This is a genomic window from Rhabdonatronobacter sediminivivens (genome assembly GCF_013415485.1).
Classification (GTDB): Bacteria; Pseudomonadota; Alphaproteobacteria; order Rhodobacterales; family Rhodobacteraceae; genus Rhabdonatronobacter; species Rhabdonatronobacter sediminivivens.
In genome coordinates this window covers 57,538-79,248 of record NZ_JACBXS010000009.1, presented here as the reverse complement: position 1 = coordinate 79,248, position 21,711 = coordinate 57,538, and the positions used below count along the sequence as shown (strand labels likewise).

The following is a 21,711-nucleotide window of genomic DNA, read 5'->3' as shown; positions in this document are numbered from 1 at the left end:
CAGCGGGCGGTGCCTGAAAACACCCGCAGCAACGGCTCAAGGCTCCTTCAAAGCGAGTGACGTTGCACAACCCCGCCGCGCAGTGCCGTGGCGGGGTCCACCCCGAGACCGAGGGCCGGATCATGCCGAAAAAAGCTTCTGACCGTCGCACCGTCGCAGGTTTGCGCCCCCCTTCATACGTCAGCAAGGCCACACTTGCGGCGGAACTGGACATCTCAGAAACGACCGTTGAAAGCTATGTGCAGCGCGGCATCCTGCCTAAGCCAGTCAGAATTGGCGGCTCAGTGCGCTGGAATTGGGCACAGGTAGATGCAGCGCTGGGCGCGCAGTCGGAATCGCCCGAGGCGGACCCCTTCATGCAGGGGCTGAACAATGTCACCTAAGGTTTCACTGCCCCGGAATGTGCATCGCGTCATTTCGCGCGGGCGGGAGTATTTCTATTATCAGACAGGCCGCAACACGCCCCACCAGGGGCCGCGCATACGCCTGCCTGATGATCCGACCACCCCGGAGTTCTGGAACGCTGTCAGACAGGCGCAGGGCCTTGTCGGGCCGATCCCTACCGATACCGTGGGCGCGCTGATCGACGCCTATGTGACCGCATGGCCGGGACTGCCGCGCAAGCTGTCCAAGGGCACTCAGGATCAGTATCAGCGTCACCTGAAGTATGTGCGGGCCGCATGGGGCGATCTGCCTGCCGCGAAGTTGCGCCCGTCGCATGTGCTGGCACTGATCGAGAAGATTGGCGCTGATCGACCCGGCACGGCGAACAACACGCTGGACGCCCTGCGCGCGATGTGTCGCTGGGCCATGGGGCCGCGCGAACTGTTAGAGCGCGACCCGACTTTGGGCGTTCCACATTTCAGCAAGGGAGAGGGGCACAAGCCCTGGACGCCTGAACAGCTTGCCATTGCCGAGGCGCATTTCACCGGCACGCTGCGCCGCGCGTATCTTCTGGGACGCTGGACCGGCCAGCGGATCAGCGACGTGGTGCGGCTTGGCTGGACCGATGTTGACGAAGGCGGCTTCAACCTGCCTCAGAAGAAAACCGGCGTTCAACCGTGGTGCCCGATCTTCCCGGAACTGGAAGCGGAAATGCAGGGATGGGAAAAGCGACCGGGGCCGTTTTTGTTGCAGGACGAAGGCAAGAACGCGGGCAAGCCCGTCACCACGAATCAGATGTGGAAGATCTTCGACAAGGCGCGGGAGGATCACCCGGAACTGGAAGGCGCGGTCTGGCATGGCCTGCGCGCCAATGCGGTCATCCGGCTCAGGCAGGCCGGATACAGCGGGCAACAGATCAGCGACATGGTCGGAATGTCTGTCGAGATGATCGAACGCTACAGCCGCTACGCTGATCGAAAGGCGGGCGGGCAAGCTGTCCTGCGCAGCATGAAAGAACGCAAGCAGGACAAAACTGTAAAACGCTGAAAAAATGTAAAATGAAAGGAGAGCAATATCAAATGCTTACAGTCAGCGAAATGAAGTGCAGGCTTCTGTTGCCAGGTGCCTGCGGACCCCGCCTTACGCGGCTAGGCGCAAGGGCTTAAGTTTCGGTCTTGTGACAGCTTACGCTGCGACTGCGACCGGAGCACGGTTGTCATTGGCAACTGTACTTAGCGCACCGATAACGGTGGTAGCTCACCGGGACAAAGCAAACCCCTTTAGACGTTCGTCGATCCTGTTTCGGCCCCATGTCCCGCCAATGACCGGGTGTATGGTGGAGCCGCCGGGTACCGCCCCCGGGTCCGATCCGCTTATTACGAGCGCGTTTATGTCCATAGTCCCTTGCGGGACACCCCAGATGTAGGCGCGAAGCCCGCGCAGCGCAAGAGGGCGCAATCAGTCGCGCAGCTGTTGCGCACCCATGAGCGACCAGTCCGGCCGCCCTGTCAGCCGCGCGCGAAAGAACGCCTCGGCGTCCCGATACGTGTGGTTCAGCCAGAGCGAGAGCCGCTGCTTGAACGCCACGTTCCGGAACTGCTGCAGCACCGTCACCGTGCAGGTGCCATCCGGGTTCTGGTGCAGGGTGATCTCGACCAGCATTTCCGGGTCGGCGGTGCCGGGGCGCGGGGTCTCGGTGTAGCGGGCATGGGCATGCGGCGTCAGCGTCTCGTAGCGGATTTCCAGGACCGCGTCCTTCAGGTCCCGGCGCCGCGGCAGGCAAAGGATGAAATCCGCATCGCTCCCCTCGGGCGCAGCGAGCGTGCTGGCTTGCGGCCAGTGGAACTCGGGCGGCAGCGGGGATTGGGGCACCAGCATTCCCCAGACGGCCTCGGGGCTTGCGGGCAGGGTGAGCGAGAACCTGTAGGGCGCCATGTCGCGCCGCCCCCGGTCGCTGAAGTTTCCGCCATAGATCGCCTCGAACGCCAGCATGGGGCAGGCGAAGCACACCACGGGCCAGACCCAGCTTGCCCACGCCGCGCCCTCCATCATCGGCCCCACGGTCAGTGCAAACGCCGTGAACAGCATCGAGCCGAACAACAGGAGTTCCACCACAAACAGCAGACTGGCGATGAACAGGGCAAAGACGAGCGTCAACGTCCCGAAAATGATCATCGTGGCCAGAAGGATCGAGACCGCCATGATCCCCACCGCCCAGGCGCCCGGCAGCGCTCCGTGATCGAAATCCAGATCGAGTTCCGCCAGACCGCTCTGGTGGGAAATGAACAGGAAGATTGTGCCGGCGAGCACGGCGACCCAGAACCGGCGGCTTTGGCGCAGAACGCGTCCGAACATGGTGGGCAATCCTTTTGCTGAAACATGTCCTGGACCTAGGCGCGGCTCATGGCGCCTGCAGGGCGGTCCGGTGGCAGGATGCGCGCGCGGGAATTGCCGCCCCCTGCTGTTTGTTGCTAGGATTGAGGCATGAGCAGAATCATCAACCTCCGCACCGCCCGGAAACAGGCCGCCCGCGACCGCGCCCGCCAGGAGGGGGATGAGAACGCAGCGCGCCATGGCCGCTCCAGGGCCGAACGCAAGCTCGGCGCCGCGTTGCAGGAAAAGGCCCGGACCCAGCTTGACGGGCACCAGCGGGATCCGGACCCCAAGACATGAGCACCCGCCCGGTCAAGCATTCGCTGACCCTGCGCGGGCATCGCACCAGCGTCTCGCTTGAACCTGAATTCTGGGACGCGTTTCGGCAAATTGCCCGCGACCGCGGCATCCCGCTCAACGCGCTCGCGGCCGAGGTCGATGCCGCGCGCGGGGATGTGGGGCTGGCCTCGGCGCTAAGGGTCTTTGTCCTGAACACAGTGCGCGCAGACCGTAATCCGGCCGCCAGACGCTCCTGACGCTGCCGGAAATCCCCAAGTGCCGGGCGCATCTTGCGCCCGGCAGCGCCGACGAGGCGCGCAGGGTGGGTGGGTGGGTGGGCGCGGCTCGGCGGCGCTTCTGCCGCTCCAGCCCGCGCGCGGCCGGGCGAATCGCGCCGCGCGCTACATTGCCCGGCGGATACCCATGACCCGGGCGCGGGCGCGCGGGTCGGCGTCAAACAGGGCGGCCAGCTGTTCGGTCATGGCCCCGGCCAGTTGTTCCACATCGGTGATGGTCACGGCGCGGTCGTAATAGCGGGTCACGTCATGGCCGATGCCGATGGCCAGCAACTCCACCGCCCGGCGCCGTTCCACCATGGCGATCACATCGCGCAGGTGCTTTTCCAGATAATTCGCCGCATTCACCGAAAGCGTCGAATCATCCACCGGGGCACCATCTGAAATCACCATCAGGATCTTGCGCGCCTCGGGGCGCACGACCATCCGCCGATGCGCCCATTCCAGCGCCTCGCCATCGATGTTTTCCTTCAGCAGCCCCTCTTTCATCATCAGGCCCAGATTGTCGCGCACCCGCCGCCAGGGGGCATCGGCGCTCTTGTAGATGATGTGGCGCAGATCGTTGAGCCGCCCCGGCGCCGTGGGCCGCCCCTCGGCCAGCCATTTTTCGCGCGCCCGCCCGCCCTTCCAGGCGCGGGTGGTGAAGCCCAGGATTTCAACCTTCACCTGACAGCGTTCCAGCGTGCGGGCCAGCACATCGGCGCAGATCGCGGCAATCGAAATCGGCCGCCCGCGCATCGACCCCGAATTGTCCAGCAGCAGCGTCACCACCGTGTCGCGGAACTCGGTGTCCTTTTCGGCCTTGAAGGACAAGGGCGTGGTGGGGTTGGCCACCACGCGGGCCAGCCGTCCGGCATCCAGCGTGCCTTCCTCCAGGTCGAACTCCCAGCTGCGGTTCTGCTGCGCTTGCAACCGGCGCTGCAACTTGTTGGCCAGACGCGAGACCGCACCCTTCAGCGGGTCAAGCTGCTGGTCCAGATAGGCGCGCAGCCGTTCCAGCTCGGCCGCCTCGGCCAGATCCTCGGCGCGGATTTCCTCGTCAAATCCGGTGTCATAGACCTTGTAATCGGCGCTGGCCTCGGAATGGGGGGCGGGGGGCGGCGGGTCCGGGGGGGCCTCGCCCTGGGGCAGGTCGGTCTCCTCGGACATCTCATCGTCGGACTGATCGTCCAGGCTCACATCCGCCTGGGCGCTGTCCTGGGACTGGCTGTCGTCCTCGGCATCTTCCTGCTCGCCCTCGTCCTCCTGGCCCTGGGCATCGGGGTTTTCAGGGTCGTCCGAGGCGTCATCCTCCTGCTCCTCGGCGCCTTCCTCCTGATCGTCGCCCTTATCGTCGGGGTCATCGCCCAACTGGTCGCCATAGCCCAGATCGCTGATGATCTTGCGCGCGAAGCGGGCAAAGGCCTGCTGGTCGTCCAGCACGGTTTCCAGCCCGTCCAGCGTGCCGCTGGCCTGTTCTTCGATGAAGCCGCGCCACAGCTCCAGCACATTATCCGCGCCCGGTGGCAGGGGGCGGCCCGTGGCCAGCTGGCGGATCATGTAGCTGGCCGCCGTGGGCAGGGGCGCGTCCTGGCGGTTGCGGATCTGGGCATAGCCCTTGCGCGCGGCGTCATGTTCGATCCGCGCGTCGATATTCCCGGCGGTGCCGGGCATGTGTCGCGCGCCCACGGCCTCGCAACGCGCGGTTTCCATGGCCTCATAAAGGTCACGCGCCATCTGCCCCTGCGGCAGATAGCGGCTGTGGGTGCCCGCGTCATGGAAGCGGTGGCGCAGCGCCAGGCTGTCGGCGGTGCCGCGCGCCAGAAGCACCTCTTCGCGGGTCATCCGCCGGGTGACCTGCGGCAGGCGCATGGCCTCGCCAGCGAGGCCGGGCGGGTCCACCGAATAGGTGACGGTCAGCTCACGCTCATCGGCCATGGTGCGGGCGGCTTCGGCCAGGGCCTTCTTGAACGGATCGGCGGGATTGTCGGAACGTTTCATGCGCGGGCGGCCTGTCTGCAAGCGTTTGGATACAGATAGACCAGCACGCGCCAATTGGAAAGCGGCGCCGTCCAACGCCTGTGCAGCCCATCCCTTTCCGCCCACGCAGATGCGCACAGCCCCTGTGCAGCCGGTGCGGTATCAAGGCCCGTCGCAACACCCTACATCTGAACCACAATTCGAATGCATCTGGTCAGGAGGACCCCATGGCCCATACCCCGAAAATCGCCGTCATCATCGGCACCACCCGTGATTCCCGCTTCGGCGAAAAGCCCGCCCAATGGATTGCCGAGCGCGCAAAGGCCCGCGGCGACTGGCAGGTTGAGCTGGTTGACCTCAAGGATTTCGACCTGCCGCTGTTCAACGAAATGGCGTCGAACGCCTGGATGGAGAGCGAGGATTCGCGCGCCGTCGCCTGGCAGAAGAAGGTCGGCGAATTCGACGGCTTCATCTTCGTCACCCCGGAATACAACCGCTCCATCACCGGCGCGCTGAAGAATGCCCTGGACCAGGCCTATGTGGAATGGAACCGCAAGGCCTTTGGGATCGTCAGCTACGGCGGTGCAGGGGGCACCCGCGCGGCGGAACATCTGCGCACCATCGGGATCGAGTTGCAGATGGCCTCGACCCGCTCGGCCGTGCATATCGGCGGGTCGGAATTCATGGCCGTGCACCCTCTGGGCGGTGACCCCAAGCCGATGGAGGCGATCGAAGGCGCCATCGGCAATTCCGCCGTCGCCATGCTGGAGGAACTGGACTGGTGGGTCCGCGCCACGCTTCAGGCCCGTGACACGCAGGCCAAGGCCGCCTGAGCCGCCAATTCCCTGACCACCGAACAAAAGGGCACCCATGGGGGGTGCCCTTTTTTGCTGTCCGCCCCCTGTCCCTGTCCCGCGCTTCGATGGCGGCTTCGGACATGCGGATGTCGGAAATGGTTCTGGCGCAAGCGGCGGCACTGGTGCATGGTCTCGCCCAACCACGCCCTGTCCGCCCCACAATCAGGACCGCCCCATGCGCTATTCCGCACTCCGAGTCTTTGCCGAAGCCCTGCGCGGCCAGCGCGGCTGGCGCCCGGCCTGGCGCGACCCCGACCCGCAGCCGGAATATGACACGCTGATCATCGGCGGCGGCGGCCACGGGCTGGCCACGGCGCATTACCTGGCCAGCCGCTATGGCGGGAAGCGGATCGCCGTGCTTGAAAAGGGCTGGATCGGCGGCGGCAATGTGGGGCGCAACACCACCATCGTGCGCTCCAACTACCTGCTGGATGGCAACGAACCCTTCTATGAATACTCCCTGAAACTGTGGGAGGGGCTGGAGCAGGACCTCAATTACAACGCCATGGTCAGCCAGCGCGGCATCCTGAACCTCTATCACTCCGACGCCCAGCGTGATGCCTATATCCGGCGCGGCAATGCCATGAAACTCCATGGCGCCGATGCCGAACTGCTGGACGCGGGCGCAGTGCGCGCCATGTACCCCCGGCTGAATTTCGACAATGCGCGCTTTCCCGTTCAGGGCGGGCTGCTGCAGCGCCGCGCGGGCACCGTGCGCCATGATGCCGTCGCCTGGGGCTATGCCCGCGCCGCCGACAGCCGCGGTGTGGACATCCTCCAGAATACCGAGGTCACGGGCCTGCAGATCGAACAGGGCCGCATCAAGGGGGTCGAGACCACCCGCGGCCCCATTCGCGCTGCCAGGGTCGGCGTGGCAGTCGCAGGCAGCACCAGCCGTGTGATGTCCATGGCCGGAATGCGCCTGCCGATCGAAAGCCATGTCCTGCAGGCCTTTGTCAGCGAGGGGCTGAAGCCCCTGATCGACGGGGTGGTGACCTTCGGCGCCGGGCATTTCTATGTCAGCCAGTCGGACAAGGGCGGGCTGGTCTTCGGCGGCGATATCGACGGCTACAACTCCTACGCCCAGCGCGGCAACCTGCCGGTGGTCGAAGACGTGGTCGAAGGCGGCATGGCGATCATGCCCGCCATCGGGCGCGCGCGGCTGCTGCGCATGTGGGGCGGCATCATGGACATGTCCATGGACGGCTCGCCCATCATCGACCGCACCCCGGTGGAGGGCCTCTACCTCAACGCAGGCTGGTGCTATGGCGGGTTCAAGGCCACCCCGGCCTCGGGCATGGCTTTCGCCCATCTGCTCGCTACCGGCGAGCCCCACGAAACAGCCACCGCCTATCGGCTGGACCGCTTCCGTCGCGGCCTGCCCATCGACGAAAAGGGCGCCGGCGCCCAGCCCAACCTCCACTGACGCACCGCCATGCCCGCTTCATCTTGCCAGACATACTCAAACTCCCCGGCCGCCAGAGGCGCCGCCGTGGGACGGGGGCACTCATGATCATCAACCACCCGCTGCTTGGCCCGCGCGACGCGCAGGAATTCACCTATCTGGGCGATGCCACGCTCATCGACCGCCCCGACGGCATGGCCGATGCCGCGCCCGAGGCTTTCCACGACTACCTCCACCTGCGCGACAACCCCGCCGGCACCCACCGCGAGCTCTGGTATCATGAGGGCGGCGACCGCTCCTGGCTGGTGGTCACCCGCGACACCCGCACGCATGAGATCACCCGAGTTGACCTGGCGCGCGATGTCGCCCTGCAACGGGGGCGCGGCGCATGAGCGGCTACCGGCTTCAGGGCGGTCAGATCGACCGCACCCGCACGCTGCCCTTCCGCTTTGACGGGCGCAGCCATTCCGGCCACCCGGGCGACACGCTGGCCTCGGCGCTGCTGGCAAATGGCGTGCGCCTCATGGGGCGCAGCTTCAAGTATCACCGCCCCCGCGGCGTCCTCACCGCAGGGTCCGAAGAACCCAACGCCCTCGTCACCCTGCGCAGCGGCGCCCGGGCCGAACCCAACACCCGCGCCACCGTGGCCGAGCTGTTCGACGGGCTGGAAGCCACCAGCCAGAACCGCTGGCCTTCGCTTGCCTTCGATGCCATGGGCGTCAATGACTGGCTGGCGCCATTTCTCTCGGCCGGGTTCTACTACAAGACCTTCATGTGGCCCGCCGCCTTCTGGGAACGCGTCTACGAACCCATCATCCGCCGCGCCGCCGGGCTGGGCGCGCTGTCTGGGCAGGATGACCCCGATGACTATGACAAGGGCTTCCTGCATTGCGACCTTCTGGTCATCGGCGCCGGGCCTGCGGGGCTGTCAGCGGCCCTGACCGCCGGCCGCGCCGGAGCGCGGGTCATCCTGGCGGATGAGGATTTCCGCATGGGCGGCCGGCTCAACGCCGAAAGCTTCGCGCTGGGCGAGATGCGCGGCGCTGAATGGGCCGCGCAGGCGGTGGCCGAGCTCGCCTCTCTGGATAACGTCCGCCTGATGCCTCGCACCACCGTCATCGGCGCCTTCGACCATGGCGTCTACGGCGCCGTTGAACGCGTGGCCGATCACCTGCCGATCCCGCCCGAAGGCAAGCCGCGCCAGATCCTCTGGCGCATCACCACCGCGCGCACCCTCCTTTGCGCCGGCGCCACCGAACGCCCCGTCGCCTTTGCCGACAATGACCGCCCCGGCATCATGCTGGCGGGCGCCATGCGCGCCTATGCCAACCGCTGGGCCGTGGCGCCGGGCAAACGGGTGGCGCTGTTCGTCAACAATGATGACGGGTTGCGCACCGCGCAGGATCTGGCCGCGCAGGGCGTGCGCGTCTCGGCCATCATTGACTCGCGCCCCTACGCCCCGGACCCGGGCATCCCCGGTGCGCGCCATCTGCCCGGCGCCCTGGTCATCGGCAGCGCCGGGCGGCTGGGGCTGGACACCATCACCGTACGCACCGCCCAGGGCCGCGAATTCCGCATCGACGCTGATGCGCTGGGCGTCTCGGGCGGGTGGAACCCCAATGTGCACCTGACCTGCCACCAGCGCGGGCGGCCCGTCTGGGATGACGCGCTGGCGGCCTTCGTGCCCGGCGCAGATCTGCCCGGCGGCATGGCGGTCGCCGGGGCGGCGGCGGGGGTGTTCTCCACCCATGGCGCGCTGCAGTCGGGCCATGCGGCGGCGGCCAGGGCGCTGGAGGATCTGGGCCGCAGCGCCCCCGCCCCAACCCTGCCGCAGGCCGAAGATACGCCGATCGACCTGCGCCCGCTCTGGCATGTGCCGGGCAAGGGCCGCGCCTGGCTGGACTTCCAGAACGATGTCACCGTCAAGGACATCAAGCTGGCGCATCAGGAAAACTTCCGCTCGGTCGAGCATATGAAGCGCTATACCACGCTGGGCATGGCCACCGATCAGGGCAAGACCTCGAACCTGCCGGCGCTGGCGATCATGGCGGAATTGACCGGCAAGACCATCGCCGAAACCGGCACAACCATCTTCCGCCCGCCCTATACGCCGGTCAGCCTTGGCGTGCTGGCAGGGCGCGCGCGCGGCAAGGATTTCAAACCAACCCGTCTGACCCCCACCCACCATTGGGCAAAGGCCCGGGGCGCGGTGTTCGTCGAAGCGGGCCTTTGGCTGCGCGCGCAGTATTTCCCCCGCCCGGGCGAAACCCACTGGCGCGAAACCGTGGACCGCGAGGTGCTGGCCGTGCGCGCCGCCGTGGGCCTGTGCGATGTGACCACCCTGGGCAAGATCGACATTCAGGGCCGCGACGCCGCCGAATTCGTCAACCGCGTCTATGCCAACGGCTTTGCCAAGCTGGCGGTGGGCCGCGTCCGCTACGGGTTGATGCTGCGCGAGGACGGCTTCCTCATGGATGACGGCACCACCGCGCGCCTGGCCGAGGATCACTTCGTGATGACCACCACCACCGCGAACGCGGGGCCGGTCTATCGCCATCTGGAGTTTGCGCGCCAATGCCTCTGGCCCGGTCTGGATGTGCAGCTGATCTCTACCACCGATGCCTGGGCGCAGATCGCCGTGGCGGGGCCGCGGTCGCGGACGCTGCTGCAGCGGGTTGTGGACCCGGGTCATGACATCTCGAACGCCGCCTTCCCCTTCATGGCCTGCGCCGAGATCACCATCTGCGGGGGCTTGCGCGCGCGGTTGTTCCGGATCTCGTTTTCGGGCGAGCTGGCCTATGAAATCGCCGTGCCCGCCCGCTATGGCCACGCGCTTATGGAGCGGTTGATGGAGAAAGGCGCCGATCTGGGCGTCACCCCCTATGGGACCGAAGCGCTGGGCGTGCTGCGGATCGAAAAGGGCCATGCCACGGCCAATGAACTCAACGGCCAGACTACCGCGCGCGATCTGGGCATGGGCCGGATGGTGTCGGACAAGAAGGACAGCATCGGGGCGGTGCTGTCTCGCCGTGAGGGCATGAACCGCGAAGATGGCCTGCATCTGGTGGGGCTGCGCGCGCTCAACACCGGGTCGCGCCTCGCCGCTGGCTCGCATCTGCTGGAGCGCGGGGCGGATGCCGTGGCGGCCAATGACCTGGGCTGGGTGACCTCGGCCTGCTGGTCGCCGCATCTGGAGGCGCCCATTGCGCTGGCCTTTCTGAAGAGCGGCGCGGCGCGCATGGGTGAAACGGTGCGCGCCGTCAATCTGCTGAGCGGGCAGGATACGGCGGTGGAAATCGTCAGCCCCCATTTCATCGACCCTGAAGGAGAGCGTCTGCGTGCCTGACCTGACCCCGATCACGCCGCTGGGCGGCAGTTCGTTGCGCACCGATACCATCGGCGCCATCTCCATCGCCGAGGCCGATGACTGGGCGCTGGCCTCGGTCGCGGCACGGGCCGGGCAACTGGAGGATACCCTGACCCGGGCGCGCAAGCTGACCGGGCTGGACCTGCCCGGCCCCGGCGGGCTGGTGGCGGGCGGCGACTGGCGCGCCTGGTGGATGGCGCCCGAGGCCTGGATGCTGGCCACCCCGCTTTCGGCCTCCGAGGATATCGTGGCGGCGGTGAAACCCGCGCTGGGGGATGCCGCTTCGATCACGGAACAGACCGACGCCTGGGCGCGATTCGACATCACCGCGCCGGTGGGGTTCCTGGAGCGTCTGTGCAATGTCGATCCCGCCCGGGTCACGCCGGGAACGGCCACCCGCACCGTGATGGAGCATATGGGCGTGGTGGTGCTGCGGCACGGCGATCAGGCGTTTTCGGTGCTGGGGGTGCGGTCTTCGGCCGGGTCGCTGCATCATGCGCTGCTGACGGCTGCGCGCGCCGTTGCCTGAAAGCGGCACCGGGGTGCTGTGCCCGGTGCAGGCATCGAAAAACCTTCACAATTCCACTTGCGGGCGATAAGCGACTCGCGTCTTGTGGGGCGTCCCCATGAGTCCTGGAACGGGTGGAAATGACGGATTTCGGGTTTGAGGTCACACAGACGTCACCGGACGCCCCGCGCGCGCTGCGCCTGCGCGGCGCGTTGACCGTGCAGACCCTGCTGCGGCTGGAATCCGTGCTGGCCGACCATGCGGGGCAGGGGGCGCTGACGCTGGACCTGTCGGACGTGGGGCATATGGACACCGCCGGTGCCTGGTCGGTGGTGCGCTGGTCGGAACGCCACGGCGCGCAGGTCACCGGGCTGGAGGCGCGGCTGCAATCGCTGCTGGACACGGTCGCCGCCGCCATGCCCCGGCCTGACCCGCCCGAACCCGCGCCGCGTGGGCTGCGCGAAATGCTGGAAGGCGTGGGCCGTGGCGTTGTTGGCGCCGGGCGCTTCCTGACGGAACTGGCCGCCTATCTGGGCGTGTTCCTGGCCCGGCTGGGCCGCGCGGCGCGCCACCCGTCCGAATTCCGGCTGACCTCGCTGGTGCATCACTGCCAGGACGTGGGCCTGCGCGCGGTGCCGATTGTCGCGCTGATGGGGTTCCTGATCGGCATCGTGCTGGCCTTTCAAGGCAGCGTGCAGCTGCGCCAGTTCGGGGCCGAGGTGTTCGTGGTGGAACTCATCGCCATCTCCATCCTGCGCGAGCTGGGCATCCTGCTCACCGCGATCATCGTGGCGGGGCGGACGGCCTCGGCCTTTACCGCCGCCATCGGGTCCATGAAGATGCGCGAGGAAATCGACGCCATGCGCACGCTGGGGATCGACCCGGCGATGGTGCTGTTTGTCCCGCGCATCCTGGCGCTGCTGATCACGCTGCCGATCCTGGGGCTGATTGCCAATATCGCGGGGTTCGTGGGCGGCGCGATGATGGCCTGGGCGGAGCTCGGGATTTCGCCCTGGATGTTCTACGTCCGCCTGACCGAGGAAATCTCCATCGACCATGCCATCGTGGGTTTTTCAAAGGCGCCGGTCTTTGCCGTGATCATCGGGGTGATCGGCTGCCATGCGGGGATGCGGGTGGAAAGCAACACCGAATCGCTGGGGCGGATGACCTCGGCCGCGGTGGTCTCGGCGATCTTTGCGGTGATCGCGGCGGATGCGCTGTTTTCGGTCTTCTTTGCGCGGGTGGGGATCTGACATGGCGCAGGATGAACCGATCATCCGCATCCGGGGCCTGCGCAATCAGTTCGGCGCGCAGGTGGTGCATGACAACCTGGATCTGGACCTCTACCGCGGCGAGGTGATGGGCGTTGTCGGCGGCTCGGGCACGGGGAAATCGGTGCTGCTGCGCACCATCGCCGGGCTGCGCCCGCCCCAGGGCGGCAGTATCGAAATCTTTGGCAAGGATGCGCTGAACTGCACCGATGACGCGCGCAAGGAAATCGATCTGCGCATGGGGGTGATGTTTCAGGACGGGGCGCTGTTTTCATCCCTCACCGTGCGCGAAAACGTCGAAGTGCCGATGCAGGCCGTTCCCGGCCTGACGCCCGCACTGCGCCGGGATCTGGCGGATTTGAAGATCTCGCTTTCGGGCCTGCCGTGGTTTGCGGGCGACAAATACCCGTCCGAGCTTTCAGGCGGGATGCGCAAGCGCGCCGGGCTGGCCCGCGCCCTGGCGCTGGACCCGGAAATCCTGTTTCTGGATGAACCCACCGCCGGGCTGGACCCTATCGGCGCTGCGGCCTTTGACGTGCTGATCCGGCAACTGTCGGAAAGCCTTGGGCTGTCGGTGTTCCTTGTCACCCATGATCTTGATACGTTGCACGCAGCCTGCACCCGCATTGCGGTGCTCGCCGAAAAGAAGGTGCTGACCACCGGCACCATGGCGGACATGATGGACGTGGATCACCCCTGGGTGCGCGAATATTTTCACGGGCCAAGATCGCGCGCCGCGATCGACGCCAGCAAGAGGACAGCCTGAGCCATGGAAACCCGCGCCAATTACGTTCTGATCGGGGCTTTCGCGCTGGCGGGCTTTCTGGGCCTGCTGATTTTCCTGATGGTCTTTGCCAATGTGCAACTGGACCGGCGCTATACCTATTTTGACGTGCGGTTTCCGTCGGTTTCGGGGCTGTCGCGCGCCTCCGAGGTGCGGTTCGAAGGGCTGCCGGTGGGGCAGGTTGTTGATGTGCGCCTGTCCCCCGAAATGGACGGGACCATCACCGTGCGCCTGGAGGTGGACGAGGACACCCCCGTGCGCACCGACAGCACCGCCACCATCAGCACGCTGGGGGTCACGGGCGTGTCCATCGTGGCGCTCAGTGCCGGGACGCCGGACCAGCCCATGCTGCGGGACACCGCCGAGATTCCGGTGATCGAGGCCGGGCGCTCCACCCTGGACGCGGTGTTCGAAGACGGCCCCGCCGTGCTGGCCATGGCGCTGGAAGTGGTTGAAAACCTGAATGAATTGCTGGGCGAAACCAACCGCAACCGGGTTGAGAACATCCTCGACAATCTGGAACGCTCCTCGGTGGGGCTGGCCACGGCGCTGGATGATTTCGCCGAGGTCAGCCAGACCATCGCCACCGCCTCCACCGATATTGCCGAATTCACCACCCGCATGGTGCCGGTGGCCGAAGCCGCGCTGGGCACGCTGGGCCGCGTCGATCTGACGCTGGAGACCTATGGCGATCTGGCGCGGCGGGCGGTCACCTCGCTCGATGTCGGTGATGCGGCGCTGGAGGCCGCCACGCAGACGCTGCAGACCGCCGACAGCTATATGGCCCAGGAACTGCCCGATCTGACGCGCGAGCTGACGGAAACCAGCACCGCCCTGCGCAACCAGATCGACATGCTGGGCGCCGATACCCGCCTGATGCTGGCCAATTTCGGCGATGTCGGCGCCGAAGCCACCGCCCGCCTGCGCGAGGCCGAGGCCGCGATTGCCAGCTTCGAGGATCTGACCGCACGCCTGGCCCCGGTGGCCGACAGCGCTGTGGTGACGCTGGCCAATGTCGACGCCACGCTGGAAACCTATGGCGCGCTGGCCGGGCAGGCGGGCAGCGCCCTGGATGGGGCCGAGGCCACATTTGAAAGCGCCCGCCTGGCGCTGGACACGGTGGAACAGTTCATGGCGGGCGATCTGCCGGTGCTGACCCGTGACCTGACCCAGACCAGCGCCACCCTGCGCCAGCAGGCCACGGTGCTGGGCGCCGATGCGCAGCGGCTGATGACCGGCTTCACCGAGGTGGGTGAGCAGGCTTCGGCCCGGCTGAGCGAGGCGCAGGAAACCATCGCCCGCACCGATCTGATGCTGCTGCGCCTGACCGAAACGCTGAATACGGTGGACACTGCCGCGGGCCGGTTTGACGGGCTCATGGCGGATGAGGCCGCGCCCCTGCTGGCCGATGCCCGCGCCATGATTGCCAGCGCCACCGAAGCGGTCGAGGCCGTCACCCGCGCCACCTCCGATGACCTGCCGGCGGTGATGGCCGATATCCGCACCGCCGCACGCACCGCGACCGAGATGGTCGAGACCGTGGGCGCCGACCTGTCAGCGGCCTCGGGGCGGCTGGACGGGGTGCTGGAAACCACCCAGGGCACCATGACGCAGGTGGGCGAAACCTTTGCCAATGCCAACACCACGCTGGAGGCGATCAACAGCGCGCTGGACATCGGTGAGCGCACGCTGGCCGCCGCCGAGCGCGCCTTTGCTGGCGCCGACCGGGTGATCAACGAGGAGGTCTCGGGCGTGCTGGAGGACCTCCGCGCGGCCATGCGCAGCCTTGACGGGGCCATCGCGCAGGTCTCGGATGACATTCCCGCCGTGACCGCCAGCCTGCGCGAAAGTGCCGAAACCGCGAACGAGGCTTTTGCCGAACTGGGCCGGGTGATCGCCACCTCTGGCCCGGCGGTGCGTGAATTTGCCACCCAGGCGCTGCCGCAATACACCCAGATCGGGCGTGAAACCCGCGCCATGATTTCCAACCTGGAGCGCCTCTTGCGCCAGATCGAACGTGACCCTGCCCGTTTCTTCCTCGGGCGCCAGACACCGGAGTTCAGAAGATGATTGCTGCCCGTGCCGCCGTGATGACTGTCGTGCTGCTTGCCCTGTCCGGCTGTGGCGGCCTTCTGGGGCTGGGCGAGGCAACGCGCGCGCTGGACGCCTATGAGCTGCGCGCGCCCACGGACACGCCGCAGGCCACGCGCAGTCTGGCGCGGTCCCTGATCGTGGAGCCGCCGACCTCGGGCGGTGGCCTGGCCACGGACCGGATCATGATCCGGCCCACGCCGCTGCAGGCCTTCTATCTGTCCGGTGCACGCTGGACCGAAGAGGCCCCGGTGATGCTGCAGACCCTGATGGTGCGCAGCTTCGAAGATGCCAATGCCCTGCGCCATGTGGGCCGGCGCGCGCTGCCCGGCGGGTTCTCGGATTTTACCCTGGTGAGCGAGCTGACCGATTTCCAGGCCGAGGTCATCGCCGATGACAGCCTGCAGGTGCGCGTGCGCCTGACCGCGCGGCTGGTGCGCGATGATGACGGGCAGGTCCTGGCCTCGCGCAGTTTTCAGTCGGTGGTGCCGGTGGCGTCAGAAGAGACATTGCCGGTGGTCGAGGGCTTCAACGCCGCCACCAATGCCATCCTGCGCGATCTGACGGTCTGGGCGCTGGGGCGCATCGGGGCACGGCTGAGCAGCTGACCCCGGTCAGACCAGCCAGCCGTAGCTGGCATCCAGGTCCCCGGGCAGCACCGCCATGAAATCGAGCCGTTCCGCAGCCTGGCTGTCGGGGGCGGTCCCGTTCGGCCCGTCGCGGGTGGCGGCGGCCTGCGCTTCAGACAGGGGCAGAAAGACCGGATCAGGCACCGGGGTCAGCCCCACGGCAACGCGCAGCGCCTCCAGCGCATCGACTGCGGTCACGCGCCCGTCCCGGTTCAGGTCCGCGGCCACGAAATCGGCCATGCGCAGCCCGTCAGCGGCAAAGCTGGGGGCCAGCCCCACGGCGATGCGCAGCACGTCCAGCGCATCCATGGCGGTGACCGGACGGGTGGCAGTGCCGTTGAAGCTGTGCGCGAACTCCAGCGCCAGCGCGCCGTCATGGGACAGCGCAAAGGCCCCGCTGGCGGCGGTGGTGGTTTCTGCCAGGACCGCGCCGTTTTCGGGGTCTCGCGCCCGCACGGCGATCCCGCCGACACCGGCGCCGCTGCGGCTCAGCACCGTCCCGTTCAGGGTGCCGTCTTCGGGGGGCGGGTCCGGCTGCGGTGGCGCGGGCTGCGAAGGCGGCGCCGGGTCCGGTGGGGGCTGATCGTCCGGCGGCGGCGGTGGCGGTGGTGGCGGCGACGGTGGCGGCGGTGCGGGTGCTTCGGGCGGGGGGGCAGGCGGGTCCACGGGCAGCACCGCCGAATCGCTGAGCACTTGTATCCGGTCAGGGGTCTGGAACGCATGGCCGAACAGGTCATCGCGCCCCAGCGGCGCGCCATCGGCGGCGGTGATCTGGAGCGTGGCCTCGCGGTAGCTGACACTTGCGCCGGAGGATGTGGCCGCCACCGACAGTTGATCGGGGCTGCGCAGCATGGGCCAGGCCGAAAGATCCAGCCGGTCGGCGCCGCGCTGGAAATCGGTGATCCGGGCCTCGGTGGTCAGGGCATGAAGCACGAAGGTATCGGCCCCGGCGCCGCCGGTCATCACGGTCTCGCCGGGTGGGGCGACCAGAATGTCATTGCCTGCCCCTCCCTCCAGGCGCGTGCCGGGCGCATGAGCCACCAGAATGTCATCCCGCGCACCGCCGCGCAGCGTGGCGGTGCTGTCGGCGTCGCCTTCTATCACATCGCCCAGGCGCGAAAGGGGCAGTGTGAAACTGGTCAGCCCGGCATCGGCCTGCGACCCGGCCATCACCACCAGTTGGTCACCAACGACCGCGGCTTCCAGCGCGGTGACATTGCGCAGCCCGGTTTCGGGGCCATCGGCGATGGTCTGCAGCCAGACCAGCCGCCCATCCGGCAGCAGCGCAAACAGGGTCAGGCCATGATCGCCGCCGCCGGCCACCACAAAGGCATGATCCCCCGCCACCGCTGTGGCGACGGCCTGCACATCGGCAAAGCGGGTGGCGCCATTGTCCATCAGATGATCGGTGACCTGCAACCCCTGCACCGGGTCCACCCGCAGGACGGTCAGCGAATGGCTTCCCGCAGCGCCAACCACTGCCCATTGCGCGCCATGGGCGTCGATCACCTCCAGCGCGGTGGGAGCATGGACCCAGAGCCCCTGCTGGGCCCCAAAGCGCGCATCAAGGGTCACGGCGCCCGATGGCGCGCCATGATAGCTGTAAAGCGCCCCTTCCAGCCCGCCAAGCGCCAGAAAGCCCCCCTGAACCGGCGCAAAACCGACGGTGGCGGCGCTCCAGCCGCCATCGGGCACCCCGGACACGGGCGCGTCCTGCAGCAATGCGGGGGCGGCGAACCCTTCGGCCACGCCCGCGCGGCCCAGTTCGGCGGCATCCTCCAGCGGCACCCAGCGCCGCCCGCCGATCATCCCATCGCCGCGCAGCCTGTAGCCGCCGATTTCACCATTCATGACGGTGACGCCCGCCTGCAGGAAATCATCCAGCGCGTGGACCACCAGATTGGGCGCGGCATGGCGGTCGATCCCGGGGTGAAAGGCGCGTCTGTCCATCAGGGTCAGCCCGGCGGAGTCAACGCGGTAATTCACCAGCCCGCCCGCGCGCCCACTGCTGGTCAGCGCATATGTGTCGCTGCCGCTCTGCCAGAGCTGAATGTCCCGGATACCGATATCCAGCGCGTCATCGCCCGAAGCGACGCGGCCCTGCACCTGCAGCCACATGACCCAACCCAGACCACCATTTCACCCGAGGTCAGGATGGCGCAGGGGGGTGGTGGCGAATCGTCCACAAACCCGGCGAAACCGGGGCTATTGTTTCCGATTATACGCGTATTTTACGGGCTGCAGCCCCACCCCCGGCGTGAAGGAACGCGTGGGGATGGTCTGGTGTTCAGCTTTCGGTGCGGGGTTCATCCCCGGCGATCAGCTGGCGCACGGCATAGTCGGCAGCATCGTCAAAGGGTTTGAGCACCACGCTTGCGCCCTGGTTCAGAAGCTCGTCCGCCTCGGCCACTTTCTGCACCGACAGGAAGACACGCCCGCGGTAGTTTGCGCTCCGCAGCCCATGAAGCAGCGCCAGCTGGGGGTCTGCCTCGGTCAGGGCGCCACGGTCACGGGGCACGGCCGAGACCACGGCCTGCACGCCGCTGAGGTCCATGTGGGCCACGAATTCCGGGTCGGTGGCGTCGCCATACATCGCGTCAAGACCCAGGAGCCGCCAATGGCTCAGCGCTTCGGGGTCGAAGTCGATGCCCAGCACGCGATACCCCTGCTCCTGCAGCCGCGCGCCGATGCGGCAGCCGTAGCGGCCCAGCCCGAAGACGACGAAATCGTGGCCCTTCGCCTCGGCCGTGGCCATGGTGTCCGCGGCTTCGCGGAAGGCGTTGCGCCGCTCGAACAGGCCCAGCCAGGGTTCGCAGATCTCGTAGAGCTTGTGCGACCAGGTGATCATGTAGACCGACAGCGCGATGGTCACGAGGCCCACGAGGGTGACAAGGCCCATCGCCTCGCCGCTGATATGGCCGATGGTGATGCCCATGGCCATGAAGATCAGCGAGAATTCGGAAATCTGCGCCACCGTCAGCCCGGCCAGAAAGCCGGTGCGCTTGCGGTAGCCCATGAAGCCCATGATCGCCAGCACGATCAGCGGGTTGCCGATCAGCACGAAGAGCGACAGCACGATCGCCGGGCCGATCTGGTCCCCCAGCGTGGACAGTTGCAGCGCCGCGCCCAGGTTGATGAAGAAGAACAGCAGCAGGAAATCGCGCAAGGACGCCAGGCGCGAGCTGATCGCCTCGCGGAACTCGGTCGAGGCCAGCGAGACCCCGGCCAGGAGCCCGCCCAGCTCCTTGCCGAAGCCCAGGAAATCGCCAAGTGCCGCCAGCGAGGCCGCCCAGCCGACCGCAAAGATCACCATCAACTCGGGCGAGCGTGCGACGCGGCTCAGCAGCGGTTCGGCCACATAGCGGATGAACAGGATCACCGCCCCCACCATCGCTGCGCCGCCAATGAAGACCTGCGCGACCTCCCACACCCCGCCGGTGTCTTCGCCCAGCCCCACGCCGATGGCCGAAAGCGTGACCATGGCCAGCACCACGAAAATATCCTGCACGATCAGGAAACCCAGCGCGATCTTGCCATGCAGCGCGCCGATTTCCTGCTTGTCCGACAACAGCTTGACGATGATGATGGTGGATGAAAACGTCAGCGCGACCGATATGTAGAGCGATGTCAGCCAGTCCAGTCCCAGCGCCAGACAGATCAGGAACCCGAAGAAGGCGGTGAATGTGACCTGTCCCAGGCCCGTGGCCACCGCCACCTTGCCCAGATTGCGTACCAGGCTGACATCCAGCTTCAGCCCCACCAGAAACAGCAGCACCGCAATCGAAATCTGGCTGAGCGTTTCGATGAATTCAACCGAACTGACAATTCCCAGCGCATCCGGCCCCGCCAGCACACCCACCGCGATGAAAGCCACCACCAGCGGCTGGCGCAGCAGCAGGCCGATGAACCCAACGCCCGCGGCCAACAGCACCAGCAGGGCGATTTCATAGAAGATCGAAGCGAAATTGGCGTCCACGGGGTACTCATCCAGAAGTTCACATTGCGCCCCGTGATACCGCGACGGGAGCGCGCTGGCTAGGGCATGCGTATACCCCCTTGGCGGCTATGCACCGCGCCAGAGCCCGCGCCGCCGCATCACCTCGCGCAGCAGCGCGGGGCGATCGGTCATGATCGCATCCACCCCCATGTCCAGCAGGCGTTCCATCTCGGTCTCCGCGTCCACGGTCCAGACCTGCACCTGTATGCCGCGGCCATGGGCGGCGCGCAGCATCCGCGGCGTGACCACGGCCAGGCCCTTGAAATGGGTGGGCACCTGAACCACCGGAAAGCTGCCCGCCGCCAACACCGGCAGCCCCCAGCCCGCCAGCCATAGCCGCGCCACCCCGGCATGGGCGGGCGACCAGCACAGTTCCGGCCCCAGCGCCGCGCGCAGGCGGCGCGTGCGCGAAGGCGCAAAGGCGCCCACACAGACCCGGTCCAGCACCTTCATGCGCGCCAGCAGATCGGCCAGCGGGTCAACCACTTCATCGGATTTGGCCTCGATCGCCACATGCAGGCCGGGGAAGCACTCCAGCACCTCGGCCAGCAGCGGCAGCCCGGCGTCGCCCCGGGTGCGCAGCCCCTGCAACTCGGCCCAGGGCAGGGCGCCCAGCTTGCGCGGATCATCGAACATGCGTTGCAGCGTGTCATCATGATGGACCACAACCTGCCCGTCGGCGCTGGCGTGCACGTCCAGCTCCACATGGGTAAAGCCCAGCCCCACCGCGCGCATGAAGGCGGGCAGGGTGTTTTCCTCGGCCTCCAGCCCGCCGCCGCGATGGGCGATGGCCAGCGGGCGGGGGTGGTCCAGAAAAGGATGGGTCGGCGTGGCGCGCATGGTCCCATGATGCCCATCTGCGCGCCCATGTCGAGGGGCGCGGCAAGGGTTTGATCCGGATCATGGAAACGGCGCGTGTGGCGCCCCATATTCTTGCCACTGACACTTGACCGCAAGAGGAGGTGACAATGGTCGAGAAGAACCCCATCAGCACTTTGTGGCCTTCGCTGTATGATCCGCTGCGACAGTTCGGGGCGCGGCTGGCCGAATTCCTGGCGCCCGCGGCCGATGCCTCGTCCGATGACGGGGCCTATCGGATCACCATGGAACTGCCCGGTGTGCAGGAGGATGACATCTCGGTTTCGGTTCGCGATGGTGTGGTGACCATCAAGGGCGAGAAGAAATCCGGGACCGAGAAATCCGGCGACACCTGGTATTTCAGCGAACGCCAGTACGGCAGTTTCTCGCGCGCGTTCCGGCTGCCAGCGGATGCCGATGAGGCCGGGATCGAAGCGGCGCTGAACGATGGCGTGCTGACACTGACCGTGCCCCGGCGCAAACCGGTCGGAGAGGGCGCCGAGACCCGCGTGCCAATCAGCCGCGGCTGAGGGCCGGGCGCGCGAAAGCGCACAGATGCCGGGGCCTGTGGTGCCCCGGCGACCTTGCTGGCGGGCGGGGTAAGGGGGGCAGTGTCAGACCCGGCGTAGGGCGCCACGGCCTTTGCGGTGGGT

At 67.2% G+C, this 21,711-nt stretch carries 19 protein-coding genes and 1 other RNA gene; 14 read left to right on the top strand and 6 right to left on the bottom strand.

Annotated elements, in window-relative coordinates; translation table 11 throughout:
* Positions 1 to 122 precede the first annotated feature (122 nt).
* Entirely contained in the window at positions 123 to 383 is a 261-nt protein-coding gene (locus tag HUK65_RS06290) for a helix-turn-helix transcriptional regulator (protein ID WP_179905301.1), read from the top strand.
* 187 nt (positions 384 to 570) lie between these two features.
* Complete coding sequence (locus HUK65_RS06285) at positions 571 to 1,431, top strand: tyrosine-type recombinase/integrase (protein ID WP_327787038.1); 861 nt, start codon at positions 571 to 573, stop codon at positions 1,429 to 1,431.
* 54 nt (positions 1,432 to 1,485) lie between these two features.
* Here HUK65_RS06285 and ssrA read toward each other — a convergent pair.
* Both ssrA and HUK65_RS06275 read right to left on the bottom strand, forming a co-directional pair.
* Positions 1,486 to 1,836: a transfer-messenger RNA gene (gene ssrA, locus HUK65_RS06280) on the bottom strand.
* 6 nt (positions 1,837 to 1,842) lie between these two features.
* The gene (locus HUK65_RS06275) at positions 1,843 to 2,739 is read right to left on the bottom strand and encodes a hypothetical protein (RefSeq protein WP_179905299.1); all 897 of its coding nucleotides are present in this window, start codon (positions 2,737 to 2,739) and stop codon (positions 1,843 to 1,845) included.
* 129 nt (positions 2,740 to 2,868) lie between these two features.
* On the opposite strand from HUK65_RS06275, the gene HUK65_RS06270 reads away from it, so the two are divergent.
* Together HUK65_RS06270 and HUK65_RS06265 are read left to right on the top strand one after the other, a co-directional pair.
* Complete coding sequence (locus HUK65_RS06270; protein WP_179905298.1) at positions 2,869 to 3,057, top strand: DUF4169 family protein; 189 nt, start codon at positions 2,869 to 2,871, stop codon at positions 3,055 to 3,057.
* Positions 3,054 to 3,293: a ribbon-helix-helix domain-containing protein gene (locus tag HUK65_RS06265; protein WP_179905297.1), complete on the top strand. Its 240-nt coding sequence runs from the start codon at positions 3,054 to 3,056 to the stop codon at positions 3,291 to 3,293. The genes HUK65_RS06270 and HUK65_RS06265 overlap by 4 nt, the downstream gene beginning before the upstream one ends.
* A 144-nt stretch (positions 3,294 to 3,437) precedes the next feature.
* Here HUK65_RS06265 and cobT read toward each other — a convergent pair whose 3' ends face one another.
* Positions 3,438 to 5,312, bottom strand: coding sequence for a cobaltochelatase subunit CobT (gene cobT / locus HUK65_RS06260; protein WP_179905296.1), 1,875 nt, complete (start codon positions 5,310 to 5,312; stop codon positions 3,438 to 3,440).
* A 206-nt stretch (positions 5,313 to 5,518) separates the two neighbouring features.
* On the opposite strand from cobT, the gene HUK65_RS06255 reads away from it, so the two are divergent.
* From HUK65_RS06255 to HUK65_RS06215, 9 genes are all read left to right on the top strand, one after another.
* Positions 5,519 to 6,124, top strand: a complete 606-nt coding sequence (locus HUK65_RS06255) for an NADPH-dependent FMN reductase (RefSeq protein ID WP_179905295.1) — start codon at positions 5,519 to 5,521, stop codon at positions 6,122 to 6,124.
* Between the two features lie 199 nt (positions 6,125 to 6,323).
* Positions 6,324 to 7,574: a sarcosine oxidase subunit beta family protein gene (locus tag HUK65_RS06250; RefSeq protein WP_179905294.1), complete on the top strand. Its 1,251-nt coding sequence runs from the start codon at positions 6,324 to 6,326 to the stop codon at positions 7,572 to 7,574.
* Positions 7,575 to 7,657: 83 nt separating this feature from the next.
* A complete protein-coding gene (locus HUK65_RS06245) occupies positions 7,658 to 7,945 on the top strand; it encodes a sarcosine oxidase subunit delta (RefSeq protein WP_179905293.1) in 288 nt (95 codons plus the stop codon).
* On the top strand, positions 7,942 to 10,899 hold the full coding sequence (locus HUK65_RS06240) for a sarcosine oxidase subunit alpha family protein (RefSeq protein WP_179905292.1): 2,958 nt from the start codon (positions 7,942 to 7,944) through the stop codon (positions 10,897 to 10,899). The genes HUK65_RS06245 and HUK65_RS06240 overlap by 4 nt, the downstream gene beginning before the upstream one ends.
* Positions 10,892 to 11,449 (top strand): sarcosine oxidase subunit gamma, encoded by a 558-nt coding sequence (locus tag HUK65_RS06235; protein ID WP_179905291.1) that lies wholly within the window; start codon positions 10,892 to 10,894, stop codon positions 11,447 to 11,449. The genes HUK65_RS06240 and HUK65_RS06235 overlap by 8 nt, the downstream gene beginning before the upstream one ends.
* A 119-nt stretch (positions 11,450 to 11,568) precedes the next feature.
* On the top strand, positions 11,569 to 12,681 hold the full coding sequence (locus HUK65_RS06230; RefSeq protein ID WP_179905290.1) for an ABC transporter permease: 1,113 nt from the start codon (positions 11,569 to 11,571) through the stop codon (positions 12,679 to 12,681).
* Position 12,682: 1 nt separating this feature from the next.
* The gene (locus tag HUK65_RS06225; RefSeq protein WP_179905289.1) at positions 12,683 to 13,465 is read left to right on the top strand and encodes an ABC transporter ATP-binding protein; all 783 of its coding nucleotides are present in this window, start codon (positions 12,683 to 12,685) and stop codon (positions 13,463 to 13,465) included.
* A 3-nt stretch (positions 13,466 to 13,468) separates the two neighbouring features.
* A complete protein-coding gene (locus HUK65_RS06220) occupies positions 13,469 to 15,553 on the top strand; it encodes an MCE family protein (protein WP_179905288.1) in 2,085 nt (694 codons plus the stop codon).
* Complete coding sequence (locus HUK65_RS06215; protein WP_179905287.1) at positions 15,550 to 16,182, top strand: ABC-type transport auxiliary lipoprotein family protein; 633 nt, start codon at positions 15,550 to 15,552, stop codon at positions 16,180 to 16,182. Before HUK65_RS06220 ends, HUK65_RS06215 begins: the two co-directional genes overlap by 4 nt.
* Before the next feature lie 6 nt (positions 16,183 to 16,188).
* Here HUK65_RS06215 and HUK65_RS06210 read toward each other — a convergent pair whose 3' ends face one another.
* The 3 genes from HUK65_RS06210 to HUK65_RS06200 all read right to left on the bottom strand — a co-directional run bounded on the left by HUK65_RS06210 (position 16,189) and on the right by HUK65_RS06200 (position 21,040).
* Positions 16,189 to 18,321, bottom strand: coding sequence for a M10 family metallopeptidase C-terminal domain-containing protein (locus HUK65_RS06210; RefSeq protein WP_179905286.1), 2,133 nt, complete (start codon positions 18,319 to 18,321; stop codon positions 16,189 to 16,191).
* A 169-nt stretch (positions 18,322 to 18,490) separates the two neighbouring features.
* Positions 18,491 to 20,179, bottom strand: a complete 1,689-nt coding sequence (locus HUK65_RS06205; protein WP_179905285.1) for a cation:proton antiporter — start codon at positions 20,177 to 20,179, stop codon at positions 18,491 to 18,493.
* Between the two features lie 87 nt (positions 20,180 to 20,266).
* Positions 20,267 to 21,040 carry a glycerophosphodiester phosphodiesterase gene (locus tag HUK65_RS06200; protein ID WP_179905284.1) on the bottom strand — a complete coding sequence of 258 codons (774 nt, stop codon included), beginning with the start codon at positions 21,038 to 21,040 and terminating at the stop codon, positions 20,267 to 20,269.
* Between the two features lie 128 nt (positions 21,041 to 21,168).
* On the opposite strand from HUK65_RS06200, the gene HUK65_RS06195 reads away from it, so the two are divergent.
* Positions 21,169 to 21,588 (top strand): Hsp20/alpha crystallin family protein, encoded by a 420-nt coding sequence (locus tag HUK65_RS06195; protein WP_179905283.1) that lies wholly within the window; start codon positions 21,169 to 21,171, stop codon positions 21,586 to 21,588.
* Positions 21,589 to 21,711: the final 123 nt, after the last annotated feature.